The sequence below is a fragment of the Duganella sp. AC917 genome, from assembly GCF_979258245.1.
In genome coordinates, this window is the sequence record NZ_OZ409848.1 from 4402272 (window position 1) to 4415281 (window position 13010).

The 13010-nt window shown below is 65.3% G+C and carries 11 protein-coding genes; 7 read left to right on the forward strand and 4 right to left on the reverse strand.

What is annotated here, in order from left to right; genetic code table 11:
• Nucleotides 1–188: 188 nt before the first annotated feature.
• The 4 genes from ACZ0BA_RS19165 (at nt 189) to ACZ0BA_RS19180 (ending at nt 4304) form a co-directional block, all read left to right on the forward strand.
• A complete protein-coding gene (locus ACZ0BA_RS19165; protein WP_463452793.1) occupies nt 189–1055 on the forward strand; it encodes an HDOD domain-containing protein in 867 nt (288 codons plus the stop codon).
• Between the two features lie 15 nt (nt 1056–1070).
• Nucleotides 1071–2291, forward strand: a complete 1221-nt coding sequence (locus ACZ0BA_RS19170; protein WP_463452794.1) for a hypothetical protein — start codon at nt 1071–1073, stop codon at nt 2289–2291.
• A 136-nt stretch (nt 2292–2427) separates the two neighbouring features.
• A complete protein-coding gene (locus ACZ0BA_RS19175; protein ID WP_463452795.1) occupies nt 2428–3606 on the forward strand; it encodes a tetratricopeptide repeat protein in 1179 nt (392 codons plus the stop codon).
• A complete protein-coding gene (locus ACZ0BA_RS19180; RefSeq protein WP_463454788.1) occupies nt 3606–4304 on the forward strand; it encodes a GNAT family N-acetyltransferase in 699 nt (232 codons plus the stop codon). The genes ACZ0BA_RS19175 and ACZ0BA_RS19180 overlap by 1 nt, the downstream gene beginning before the upstream one ends.
• A 366-nt stretch (nt 4305–4670) precedes the next feature.
• On the opposite strand, the gene ACZ0BA_RS19185 is transcribed toward ACZ0BA_RS19180, so the two are convergent.
• Nucleotides 4671–5171: a DNA-deoxyinosine glycosylase gene (locus ACZ0BA_RS19185; protein WP_463452796.1), complete on the reverse strand. Its 501-nt coding sequence runs from the start codon at nt 5169–5171 to the stop codon at nt 4671–4673.
• A gap of 128 nt (nt 5172–5299) precedes the next feature.
• Between ACZ0BA_RS19185 and ACZ0BA_RS19190 the strand changes: the two genes are divergently transcribed.
• The 3 genes from ACZ0BA_RS19190 (at nt 5300) to ACZ0BA_RS19200 (ending at nt 7241) form a co-directional block, all read left to right on the forward strand.
• Complete coding sequence (locus ACZ0BA_RS19190; RefSeq protein WP_463452797.1) at nt 5300–5737, forward strand: Mpo1 family 2-hydroxy fatty acid dioxygenase; 438 nt, start codon at nt 5300–5302, stop codon at nt 5735–5737.
• Nucleotides 5738–5829: 92 nt separating this feature from the next.
• Nucleotides 5830–6750 carry a DMT family transporter gene (locus ACZ0BA_RS19195; RefSeq protein ID WP_463452798.1) on the forward strand — a complete coding sequence of 307 codons (921 nt, stop codon included), beginning with the start codon at nt 5830–5832 and terminating at the stop codon, nt 6748–6750.
• Entirely contained in the window at nt 6750–7241 is a 492-nt protein-coding gene (locus ACZ0BA_RS19200) for a GNAT family N-acetyltransferase (RefSeq protein ID WP_463452799.1), read from the forward strand. Before ACZ0BA_RS19195 ends, ACZ0BA_RS19200 begins: the two co-directional genes overlap by 1 nt.
• 216 nt (nt 7242–7457) lie before the next feature.
• Here ACZ0BA_RS19200 and ACZ0BA_RS19205 read toward each other — a convergent pair whose 3' ends face one another.
• From ACZ0BA_RS19205 to hutI, 3 genes are all read right to left on the reverse strand, one after another.
• Entirely contained in the window at nt 7458–8981 is a 1524-nt protein-coding gene (locus ACZ0BA_RS19205) for a glycine betaine ABC transporter substrate-binding protein (protein ID WP_463452800.1), read from the reverse strand.
• Nucleotides 8981–11671 (reverse strand): zinc-dependent metalloprotease, encoded by a 2691-nt coding sequence (locus ACZ0BA_RS19210; RefSeq protein WP_463452801.1) that lies wholly within the window; start codon nt 11669–11671, stop codon nt 8981–8983. The genes ACZ0BA_RS19205 and ACZ0BA_RS19210 overlap by 1 nt, the downstream gene beginning before the upstream one ends.
• Before the next feature lie 88 nt (nt 11672–11759).
• Nucleotides 11760–12989: an imidazolonepropionase gene (gene hutI / locus ACZ0BA_RS19215; protein WP_463452802.1), complete on the reverse strand. Its 1230-nt coding sequence runs from the start codon at nt 12987–12989 to the stop codon at nt 11760–11762.
• Between the last annotated feature and the right edge of the window lie 21 nt (nt 12990–13010).

Sequence of the window (13010 nt, forward strand, 5' to 3'; positions counted from 1 at the left end):
AATTTGACGGGCGGGCGGAAATTAGCGACAAATTTAAAGCCCGAATAGCCCCAAAGCAATAAAATTGGGAGAAATTCGCGCAACCGGCGCGCGCTTGCGGCGATAATATTGCTTATGCATGCCATCAACATTTGCCCGCGCCGGCCGCCCACCCCGGCCGCGCGCCGCCTTTATCCCTGAAGATCAACATGACGACAGTTGCTGCCCCAGCCATGCCAGTAGAAAACGCGGTGGAAGAAGCGCTGATGCGCTCCATCCGTATTCCTCCAAGGCCCAGCCTGCTCGTCGACCTGCAGCGCGAGCTGGCCCAGTCGGACCCGTCGCCGCGCCGCATCGCCCGCATCATCGGCAACGACGTCGGCATGTCCGGCGCGCTGCTCAAGCTGGCCAACTCGCCGTTCTTCGGCGCCGCGCGCAAGGCCAAGTCGGTCGAACAGGGCATCAACTTCCTCGGCGTCGACCAGTGCGCCGCGCTGTTGACAGGGCTGCTCGCGCGCCAGGCCATCGAAGGCAAGGAATCGGACCTGAACGCGTTCTGGGAAGTGTCGGCGCGGCGCGCCCAGGCGCTGGTGTTCACCTCGCGCAAGCTGCGCATCGCCCCGCCCGACATCGCCCACACCTTCGGCCTGTTCTGCGACATCGGCGTGCCGTTGCTGATGAACCGTTTCAGCGACTACGCCGACACCTACGCCGACGCCTGCCACGAAGCCGAGCTGCCGTTCACCGCCGTTGAAGACCTGCGCTACAGCACCAACCATGCCGCCATCGGCTGCCTGCTGGCGCGCAACTGGGGGCTGTCGCCGGACGTCTCCTGGGCGATCTTGCTGCACCACGACTACCGCGTGCTCGACGACCCCGCCACCGACGACGCCGTGCGCTCGCTGGTGGCGCTGTCGCTGCTGGCCGAAAAAGGCATCGAACGCCTGCACGGCCGCCCGATGTCCTACGAATGGGAAAAAGGCGGCGCGCTGGCGTGCCGGCACCTCGGCCTGTCCGAGGACGACACCGCCGACCTGCTCGACGAGCTGCACGAAGCCTTCCACCACGAACGATAAGACGACCCCATCTACATGCCTAAGAACAAGCGCCCCGTACCGCGCAAATCCGCCAACTCGCCGGAACTCAAGGACGAGCAGCAAACCACCGAACTGTGCGCGCTCGCGCTGGACCTGTCGGACGGTGAATTCAACAACGACATCGTGGCCGACACCACCCGCGCCGAACTGGCGCAAAAGGCGCTCGACTTCCAGCGCCTGCTGCGCAAGCTGCTCAACCAGGGCAAGGACGAAGTGCTGTACGGCGCCATCGAACTGGCGCGCGACGAGTCCGTCGACGGCTACCGCTACCTGCGCAACGCCGTCGAGGAAGGCGCCGCCAGCCTGCTGCTGCGGCGCGAGGGCGCGCCCGAAATGGAGATCGACGCCTTTGCCATTCCGGTGTTCGTGCACAGCCAGGGCGGACTCGACCCGGCCGCCGACTTCCAGGACGGCGATGCCTACGACGCGCTGCTGGCCAGCTTCAACGACGCCGGGCTGGAAAGCCCGAAAGCCAAGGTGGTGCTGGTCAGCCACGCCTACGACCTGACCGAATTCGAACGGGTCAGCTACGGCCAGTTGCACAGCATGGTGCGCGAGGCGGCGCAGACGCTGACGGAGAAAAAAATCGCCGCCGCGCCGGCGCTCGAGCGCAGCATGGCGGCCGGCTGGACGCCGGTGGGCTTCGGCCCCGACGACAGCGCCGTCGAGCTGCGCTTCCTGCTGGGCTTTTCGCTCAAGCGCGCCGACGACGCCTTCTACAAGGTGCCGGCCGGCGAGAAGGCGGCCGACGCCCACTTCGCCAAGCGCGCCGAGCGCTACCAGAAATGGACCGAGCAATACGGGCCGCTGGTGGCGCGCTGCCTGGGACGCGGCCGTGGCGCCGATCCGGCCCTGACGCTGAATTTCCTCTACCAGGACTTGTTCTTCGGCGCCCGCGCGCAGGGCCAGTCCGAGTACGACATGCTGCGCATCCTGTCCGAGCTGAACCAGGCGCTGGGATCGCACGCGCCGGACCAGGTCAGCGCCATCATCGCGCCAACGGATGTCGATGATGAAATGCTGCTGCGCGTGCAATTGTCGGCCGGCACGGACGTGCTCGCCACGTGCGACAAGCCGCTCGACATCACCGCCGACCTCGAGGTGGAAGTGGACGATCTGCGCGACGCGCTGGCCAGCATCGGCATCGACGCGGTATCGGTGGCGCTGCGCTTCGACGCCCAGGGGCAGCCGGTCGACGTGCGCCCGCTGGGCTAGGTTCAACCGCCCGCGACGCAACATGGATACTCGTTGACAGCACAGGTTTAGGGGCAGATACTTTCCTCAAGCGGAACACAGAGTCCGCTGCCTGGTGCGGCGCCGGCTTGTGCTCCGCAGCAAAGGGAGACATGTCATGAAGCCATGGGCCATGCTCTGGTGCGCCGTCGCGTTCTGTGTCAGCGGCTGCGCCACCCAAACGACCGCGCAGCGCGCGCCGGTATCCGAACTCTTCCACGACCAGTTGTTCAAGGCGCCCGCCGCGCCGATCGACACCGCCTCGATTTTCGCGCTCAGCGACCGCATGCGCGATTACCTCAAGCACAACCTCGGCCAACGGGGCAGCGTGCAGGACACGCGGCGCGCGCTGTTCGACGCGCTCTACACGCGCGACCAGCTCAAGCTCGAATACGACTCGGCCATGACGCGCAACGCCGCCCAGACCTTCGACGCGCGCGCCGGCAATTGCCTGTCGCTGGTGATCATGACGGCCGCGCTGGCACGCGAACTCAACTTCACCGTGCAGTTCCAGCAGATCTATATGGAGGAAAGCTGGAGCCGCTCGGGCAACCTGTACTTCGCCAGCAACCACGTCAACCTGGTGCTGGGCAAGAAGCGCACCTCCTACCTCGACGGCTATCAGGTCGGCAACGCCGCCGCGCTGACGGTGGACTTCATCCCGATCCCGCCCAAGGCCCGCGAAACCGCGCGCCTGCTGGAGGAACCGACCATCGTCGCCATGTACCTCAACAACCGCGCCGCCGAACTGCTGTCGGCCGGCAGCGTCGACGACGCCTACTGGGCCGCGCGGCAGGCCGTCCAGGCGGACCCGGCTTTCATGAACGCCTACAACACGCTGGCCGTCATCTACCAGAACCACGGCAACCCGATGCAGGCGGAGCAAACCCTGCGCCACGCGCTGCGGTACGCCCCCGACAACACCATCTACCTGTCGAACCTGGCGCAGACCTTGGACTCGCTACAGCGGCCGGCCGAGGCGGCGGCGGTGCGCGAGCGGCTGGCGCGGATCGAGCCGTATCCGCCCTTCTATTTCTTCCATCTGGGCCAGGAAGCGATGCAGCTCGGCGACTATCAGCGTGCCCGCAACCTGTTCGAGCGCGAGCTCGAGCGCGCTCCCGACTATCACGAATTCCACTATTGGCTGGCGGTCAGCCACTATCAGCTGGGCAACCTGCGCGCGGCCGACCAGCACATGAAGAAGGCGTTGGAAAACAGCACCACGCGCGGCCACCACGACCTGTACGCAGCCAAGCTCGACCACATCAGGGCCCTCGAGGCGAAAGTGGTCAAGTGATGATATTCTGGCGGCAATGCAAAACTCAACTACTCGACCGCATCTTCTGGCATACCTTGACCGGCGCGCACGCCCGCCACGCCAGCGGCGACGGCGGCGCGCGCCGCTACACCGCCGGCTTCTCGCCCATCCTGGCGTTTGCCGACAGCGCCGCGCCGGATTTCGACGCGCTGCAGCCCCATTGCGCGCCGGGCGAACACTTCTACTGCGAAAACTGGACCGGCGCCGCCCCGCCCGGCTGGCGCATCGACGCGGAAACGACCATGTTCCGCATGGTCTGGGCCGGGGCCACGCCGGTCGAAGATCCCGCGCCCGAAGCGCTGCCGCTGCAAGCGCACCACGCGCAGCAGGCGCTGGAACTGGCGACCTTGTGCAAGCCGGGGCCGTTCGGCATCCGCACCATCGAGCTGGGCGACTACTTCGGCTATTTCGACGGCGAGCGCTTGATGGCAATGGCTGGCGAGCGCCTGCGCGCGCCCGGGCTGTGCGAGATCAGCGGCGTGTGCACGCATCCGGACTACCAGGGTCGCGGATTGGCGAAACAGCTGATCGGCAAACTGATCCGGCGCCACATGCTGCGCGGCGAGACGTCGTTCCTGCACGTCATGCGCGCCAACCCGGCGCATCAGGTGTATCTGCGCATGGGGTTCGAGGATTATCTGGAGACGGTGGTGCGGGTGGTAGTGCGGGAAACATGAACACCTGCCGCGAAGCCAAGGCAAGTCTGTCAGCCAAAGGTTATCACTGAGCTATCAATCAAAGGCTTGAGTTCAGTCAAAATGGAGCTTGCCAACCAGCGGACGTTTGCTATCATCAGGTGATATCGTTGAAGTAGGCGATCCGATCCCGCTTTAGCTTCTTTGTTGGACCTGCACGGCTCGATCAAAGAAGTTCAAGCATGCCGGCCGCATCATGGCCTATGACCACAAACACCGACACGTGTCGGATTATGGCGTGCCCTATGAATTCGTGGATGCTCAGCAGCTGCTTCTAGATTTTTCAAGTGCGGCCCGTGGCCATCGCCACCGAGTTTCGCATCGTCGCTCAATGAGCATCGATATCGACTAGAGCAAGGCTCTCCAGCGCTCGAGTTTTTCCGCCAATGTCAGCGAAGCGTGGGCTGGCGATGTCGATGGCAGCACCACCGTTCGATAGCCCTCGGCAGCGAACTGTGGCGCGAACTTGCCTGAGGTCTGGCCGTTGAAGCCGACCGTCTCCAGCAACGGACACAACTCGCGCAACCGCGCGAAATCATTTGCCGCCGGTTTGCGGATCGCCGAGTCGAGGCTGCCCTCGCGCTCGCACGCCCCCAGCACATCCCACAATCCGAACCCATGCGCCAGCAAACGCGGCAACCGCTCCGCATACGGCAACCGCGCCAGCGGCTCGCCCGTCAACGCCGACAAAATCGGCCACAGCAAATTGCGCGGATGCGCATAATACTGCTGCGCAGCCAGCGAAGCGGCGCCCGGAAAGCTGCCCAGTACCAGAATGCGCGTGCGGGCGTCGATCACGGGCGCCAGGCCGGTCAGCGCGGGGGAGGTCAAATCAGTGTCGTCAGGCATGTCGGCATTTTACCGGAGCCCGCCAAGGCGCGGCGCGGTGTCGGCGCAAGCGACCTCATCCTCAATGAACGGGTGTAGAATTTATCGGCGGCCAGACCGCACCATAACAACAATCGCAGGAGACCATCATGTCGCAACCGCGCACCATCGATCTGCTGCTCGCCCAGTATAGCGAGAGCCATCTGCACCCCACCAACGAAGTGATCCACTTCATCTGCGTGCCGGTGATCGTGTTCACCTTGCTGGGGCTGGTGTGGTCCATCCATCCGCTGGCCGCCGTGGCGGTGACCCTGGCGTCGCTGTGCTATTACTTCACGCTGTCCAAACCGTTCGCGCTGGGCATGCTGGCGATGTCCGCCGTCATGCTTGCCGTGCTGGCCGCGTTGCCGCAACAAACAGTGCTGCCGCTGTCGCTGGCCGTCTTCGTGCTGGCATGGATCGGCCAGTTCATCGGCCACAAGATCGAAGGTAAGAAACCATCGTTCTTCGACGATCTGCGCTTTCTGCTGATCGGGCCGCTGTTCGTGCTGGGTTTTTTGTACCGCCGGTATAGACTTGCTTACTAGTCGAGTCGCTGGCGGCTACGCCATCGTGGCCGAACATGCCGCTAAAAGGTGGCCGCTAGGCAAGTGGTCAGCAAGCCAGCTATACTTGCCCGATGTCCTCTCCATTGCTCTTCGTTATCGCCTGCCTGATCTGGGGCTCCACTTTCTTTGCCATTACCTTGCAACTGGGCGACGTCGCGCCGGCTGTTTCGGTGGTCTACCGTTTCAGCCTGGCGGCCGCCGCGCTGTTCGCCTGGTGCGCCGTGCGCGGCGACAGGCTGCTGCTGCCCTGGCGCGCGCAACGCTGGCTGATGCTGCAAGGCGCGGCCACGTTCGCGCTCAGCTATATCTGCACCTATACGTCCGAGCAATATCTGGTGTCCGGCCTGGTCGCCGTGCTGTTCGCGTTGATGGTGTTCTGGAGTCCCATCCTCAACCGCATCGCCTTCGGCACGCCGGTCAGCTGGCGCACCTGGAACGCCGGCATCATCGCCATCGCCGGCGTCACGCTGCTGTTCTTCCACTCGATCCAGGGCGCCTGGCAGGAGATCATGTCCGGCGGCGAGGGCCATTTCCTGCTGGGCCTCGGGCTGGCGTTGACGGCCACCATCGCCAGCACCGTCGGCAACCTGATCGTCGTCAAGGTGCGCGTGGAATCGTCCAACGTGCTGTTGACGATGGCCTGGGCGATGATGTGGGGCAGCCTGATCGTCGCCGTCTGGGTGCTCGTCAGCGGCCAGTCGTTCACCTTGTCGAGCGAGCCGAAGTATTGGGGCGGCCTGCTCTACCTGTCGCTGTTCGGCTCGGTGATCGCGTTCGCCGCCTACTTCACGCTGATCCACCGCATCGGCTCGGACAAGGCGGTCTATATCGGCGTGGCCACGCCGGTGATCTCGGTGCTGTTGTCGATTCAACTCGAACACTTCCGTCCCGGACCGTTGGAATGGGCTGGCATGGTATTGTGCTTGTTCAGCGTCGCAGCGGCGCTCAAATCCGATTCCCCTGTCATAAAAGAAAGTGTTGAAGCAGCCTGATGAACAACTCCGACCTGACCATCCGACCGGCCGAACCGGCCGACGTCTCCGCCATTTTCGGCATGATCTTCGAGCTGGCGGTGTTTGAAAAACTCGAACACATGGTCGTGGCCAACGAGACCATGCTGCACGAGAGCCTGTTCGGCGACAAACCGGGCTGCGAGGCGCTGGTCGGCGAGGCCAACGGCGAGGTGGTCGCCTTCGCGCTGTTCTTCCACAATTTCTCCACCTTCCTGTGTAAAAAGGGGCTGTACCTGGAGGACTTGTACGTCAAGCAAGCCTGTCGTGGCAGGGGCTACGGCAAGCAGATGCTGGTGGCGCTGGCGCGGCTGGCGGTCGAGCGCGACTGCGGCCGTTTCGAGTGGTCGGTGCTGGACTGGAACACCAACGCCATCAAACTCTACGAGGGCATGGGCGCTACCGTGATGCCGGAGTGGCGCATCTGCCGCGTCACCGGCGAGGCGCTGACGGAACTGTCGGCGCAAGCGTAAAGATACCAAGCGGCAAAAAAAATCCCACGCAGCGTTGCCGCTGGTGGGAGGAACCCGGTGTTAGTGGGAGGGAGATTGAATCAACGGATTCACTATAGCCGCGCCGCCGCCGACTTGCCTGCCGCCTTACAAACCCTTACCCGCTATCAAATCTGCTTACATTTGTTTTACAAAAACGCGTAGCCTGCTGTTTATTTTCCGGAAAGGAAGATGTTGTTAGCGGGAACGAACGGCCAGGCGCTCCAATAGTTCGAACGCGGCCTGCGTCAGCAACGCCAGCACGGCCGCCGGAATGGCGCCGGCCAGCAACATGTCGTTGTCGTTGAGCGCCAGGCCGATGGTGATGCGCTCGCCGTAGCCGCCGGCGCCGATGAAGGCGGCAATGGTCGCGGTGCCCACGCTCATCACCGCCGCCGTTTTGACGCCGGCCAGTATCACCGGCAGCGCCAGCGGCAGCTCGACCAGCATCATGCGTTGCGACGGTCGAAGGCCCAGCGCCAACGCCGCCAGCCGCAACCCCGGGGACACCTGCAGCAATCCGGTGCAGGTATTGCGCACGATCGGCAACAGCGCGTACACCACCAGCGCCACCAGCGCCGGCACGGTGCCTATGCGCCCCAGTAATGGAATCAACAGCGCCAGCAGCGCCAGCGAGGGGACGGTTTGCAGCACGCCCGTCAACCCCAGCACCAGCTGCCGCAGGCGCGGAAACACCGCCGCCATCACGCCCAGCGGAATGCCGATCACGCACGCCATCCCCACCGCGAACAGCACCAGCGTCAGGTGCTGGCGCGTCAGCGGCCACAGATTCTTGTCGAAGATCTTGGCCAGCAAGCCATCGCGGGCCGCCGGCGGCGCTTTCGCATCCGTCGCGGCAACGCTGGTTCCGGCGGCCTTCGCGCTTTGCGCCGCCAACCACTCGCGCGCGACATTGGTGAAGCTCTTGCCGTCGATTTCGGCGGCGGCGTTCATGGCGATCATGTCGTCCGCGCCGATGCGTCCCTCCAGCTGCCCGATCGCTTTCCACGCGGCGGGGAAGCGCCGCGCCGCATCGAGCCGGTACAGCAGCACCGCGTCGTAGCGCGGGAAGTAGGCGCGGTCGTCGTCCAGCACCCGCAGTCCATACTGGCGGATTTTGGCGTCGGTCGAATAGATATCGATGACATCGACCTGGCGCTGCATCAGCGCCTCGTAGGCGATGCCGTGATCCAGGCCTTGCGGACGTTGCTTCAAGCCGTAGCGCGCGGCCAGTCCCGGCCAGCCGTCGGCGCGGCCGATGAATTCATGCGACAGCCCGAAACGCAGCTTGTCGCGCGCGGCCAGGTCGCTGAGCTTGTGCACGTCCCCGGCGTCGCCGCGCGTCGCCAGCGCGTAGGTGTTGTTGAATCCCAGCGGCACCGCCACGCCCAGTCCCATCGGCGCCAGCTCGCGCCGTATCTGCGCCAGCGGCGCGGCCTTGGTATGCTTGAGGATCTCCAGATCGATGGTGCCCAGGTACTCCGGGTAGACGTCGATGCGGCCCGCCTGCAAGGCCGCCAGCACGATGGCCGTATTGCCCAGTCCTTGCAGGTGCGTGACTTTGGCGTGCGGCGCGGCGGTCTGCGTCAGCGCCTCGCCGAGGATATAGGATTCGGTGAAGCGCTTGGAGCCGACATGCAGCGTATCCCCGTCCTGCGCGGCGGCGGCGGCGCCGGCCAGCAGTCCAAGCGTCAGCAGCGCCCCGCCCAACCAGCCCCGCATCAGGTGCCCGCCCGCAGCATCGGCGCCTTCAGCGCCTGGCTCAGCGTCTCGTAGCTTTCAGCCAGATGCGCCTTGACCTCGCGGCTTGCCGGCCGCGCCATCGCGACGCGCAGATCGCGTTGCAGCGCCAGCGCGTTTTCCCGCTGCAGGCTGCGGGCGTCGGCCGGCATCGACGGCGTCGCGCGCAACAGCATGACGGCGATGCGCTTCAGATGCTCGCGCTGCAGATTGCGGCGCATGCCGGGGATGTCCTTGCCGGTCTTGAGTTCACTCCACACCGCCTCCTGCACGCTGGTGTATAACTCGTCGAGCCCCAGTCCCAGCTTGGGATTGTCCAGTTTCTCCCGCGAGTCGATCAGGCGCACCGCGACGGCGTCCGACATCAGTTGATCGAGCACGCCGGCCTGCAGGCCAAGCACCCTGCCACCTACCGACACGTCGGCCCTGCCGCGCGTGGTGAAGTGATCGGCGCCCAGGCGGCTGATCATCGCCGGCGTGAAGGTGAAACTGTCGGATTTGAACAGGCTATTGGTCAGCATCTTCAACGCCGCCCGCTGGCGCGGCAGCGGCACCGGCGTGAAGGTGGCGCGGCCGGTGCCGGCGTGATCGCGCAGATAGGTCACGCCGCCGACATATTTAACCACCACCGGCATCGTGCGCGCGAACTGCTGGAAGCCGTAGTCGAAACTGCGGCGCAGCGACTCGTAGCTCTCGCCAGGTTTGAGCGTGCGGTTTTGAATCCGGTCCCACAGCTCGCGAGAAATCGCCAGGCGGCGCTGGAAGTACGCCAGCGGATCGCTGCCCAGATCGAACACGTTGACGTCCGGATCGGAGTTCAGGCCGCCCGCATCCTGGTCGGTGCCGAAGGCCAGCAGCGGCTCGTTGGAGCGGGCCGCGATGCTGGCCAGCTCCTGCTTCTCGCGGGCCGGGTCGATCGGCTTGTACGCGTACTCGATCGCCCAGAAATCGTAGGGTCCCAGCGCCGAGGTGACATACTCCCCCTGCCGCTCGCCCTTGAGCGCCAGGTTGAACGGCGTGTAATCCATCACCGAGCCGGTCAAGCCGTGTTCCCTGGTGAAGGCCGGATCCTGCAACTGCTTGATGCTGTAGATCGTCGACGAACGGAAGTTGTGCCGCAGGCCCAGGGTGTGGCCCACCTCGTGCATGATCACCGAGCGCACATATGCCTGTGCCACGGCGTCGGCCTCGGGACTACCCATTTCGAGCTCGCCGCGTGCCTCCAGCAGCCCCATGGCAAAGCCCATCTCGTCGCCGGATTGGAGCATGTAGTCGCAGCGGTCTTCATGCGACGCGCCATCGGCATTGGGCGCGAAAGCCGCCGTCCCGTCCATCCCGTCCTCGCTGACCACGCGCCGCACGCCGCGCGAAAAACCGTCGGACATGCCGATGTCGGCATCGAGTATCTCGCCGGTGCGCGGGTCGACCTGGCTCGGCCCGATGGCGAAGCCCACATCGCTGCCGGCGAACCAGCGCACCGACGCGTGGCGTGCATCCATCGTGTCGAAATGGTCGGCGGCGGTCTGCTGCTTGACCACCACCGCGTTCTTGAAGCCGATCCGTTCGAACGCCGCGTTCCAGGCCAATATGCCCTGACGCACCGACTCGCGGTATTTGTCCGGGATGTTGGCGTCCATCCAGTAGACGATGGGCTGCTTCGGCTCGGACAACGCCTGCGCCGGATCCTTTTTCTCCAGGCGCCAGCGCGACACCATGTGCACGGCCGTCGTCGGCGTGACGTCGTCCGACAAATCCTGGTTGGTGGTGACGAAATGGCCGACCCGGTCATCCGCGCGGCGGCTCGCCATCGGCTCGGCCGGCAGCGGCATGAACGTGTAGTAGAAGCCCAGGAACATGCTGCGCGGGTCCGGCAGCGTGGTGGGCGGGCTGGCGATCGCCGCCGCAATGGTGGGCATCACCAGCGGCGGCGCAGGTATGCGCGGCACCGCGTAATGCGCGTTGACCTGGAATCCGGTCATCGTCTCGTCGCTACGCACCGACGTGAAGCTGCTGTTGCGCGCATCCATCGCGTACGGCAGGCGGAAGGCGAATTCGAGGCGCGTGGAGAAGCCGGGAATGTCGCCGAACAGCAGGATATTCGCGTCGACCAGCACCGACTGGTTCTTCGGATTGGGGCCGCTCGACACCGGCGCGATCGCCAGCAGGCTGTCCGAGAAGCCTTGCGCCACCACCTTGGCCTCGGGCGTGCCGCCGATCGCCTTGAATTGCGTATTCTTGGCGATCATCTGCACCAGACTGCCGATGCGGTGAAAGGTCACCACGCGGCTAAAGCCCATTTGGCTGCCGTAGACGCCACGCTCGCCCAGGCCGTTGGGCATGTTCACGGACATGAACAACGGGCGGTCGAACTGGTCGGGCCGCAGCTCGATCCACACCTTCTCCTCTTTTTGATACAGGTTCAGGAAGCCCGGGTGCTGTTTGGCGCCGCGCACCAGCTCCGCGAACGGCCGCGTGGCGGCCGGCGGAGCCACGGCAGGCGCGGGCGCGGCGGCCGGTTGCAGCGGCGTGGTGGCGACCACCGGCACGTCGGTGGCTGGCGACGGAGGCGCGGGCGTTGGTGGCGTCGGCGGTAGCGGTTCCTGCGCAAACGCCAGCGCTTGCGCACCCAATGACAGCAAAATGGCGACGCGCAGCGAATTCAAGGCAAACATGGTGTCCTGTTACAGGTTGGGGAATCCGGTTAATGTAACCGAAAGCCCCGGCGACGGAACTATTTTTTGCAAGGTCGACGCGCGGGCGCTAGCCGTGGGGAGGGCGCCATATACCCGCGTTGACCACGCCCGCGCAGGGATTCATGCCGATGGCGTAGGACAGGTCGGCCGGCCGGGCGATGCGCCACAGCGCAAAGTCGGCCCGCTTGCCCACCGCCAGCGTGCCGATATCCGCCTGCCGGCCCAGCGCGCGCGCCGCATGCGCCGTGCAGCCGGCCAGCGCCTCGAGCGGCGTCAAACGCCACAGCGTGCAGGCCATGTTCATCGCCAGCAGCACGGACGTCATCGGCGATGTGCCGGGATTGCAGTCGGTGGCGACGGCCATCGGCACGCCGGCCGCGCGCAAGGCCGCCACCGGCGGCGGCGTCGTATCGCGCAGGAAGTAGTAAGCGCCGGGCAGCAGCACCGCCACCGTACCGGCGGCGGCCATCGCGACGATGCCGTCGTCGGTGAGATGCTCGAGGTGGTCGGCAGACAGGCCCGCATAACGCGCCACCAGTTCTGCGCCGCGCTGGTCGGACAGCTGCTCGGCGTGCAGCTTGACCGGCAAGCCATGCGCCCGCGCCGCGTCAAACACGCGCTGCGTCTGATCGCGCGAAAAGCCGATCCGCTCGCAGAAGGCGTCGACCGCGTCGATCAAGCCCTCCTGCGCCAGCGGCGCGATCATGGCGCGGACTTCTTCGATGTATTCGTCGGCGCGGCCGGCGAATTCCGGCGGCAGCGCATGCGCGCCAAGAAAGGTGGTGGCCACGGCGACCGGGAATTTGCCCGACTCGTCGCGGCCGATGCGGCGCGCCACGCGCAGCATCTTCGCCTCCGATTCCAGGGTCAAACCGTAGCCGGATTTGATTTCGATCGTGGTCACGCCCTCGGCCAGCAGACTGCGTACGCGCGGCAGGCTTTGCGCCAGCAATTCGTCCTCCGACGCGGCGCGCGTGGCGCGCACGGTGGACATGATGCCGCCGCCGGCGCGAGAGATATCCTCGTAGGTGGCGCCGTTCAGGCGCGCCTCGAATTCATCGCTGCGGTTTCCGGCGTGGACGATGTGGGTGTGGCAGTCGATCAGCCCCGGCGTCAGCCAGCAGCCATCGCCATCATGCGTGGAAGCCGCCTGTGCATCGGCCGGCAGCGCGTCGCGTGATCCCAGCCATGCGATGCGGCCGTCCTTGACGGCGATGGCGGCATCGCGGATTTCGCCGTAGCCGCCGTCCATGGTGGCCAGGTGCACATTGGTAAACAACACATCCCACGCGGTCATGCAAAGCCTTCGAATAATTAC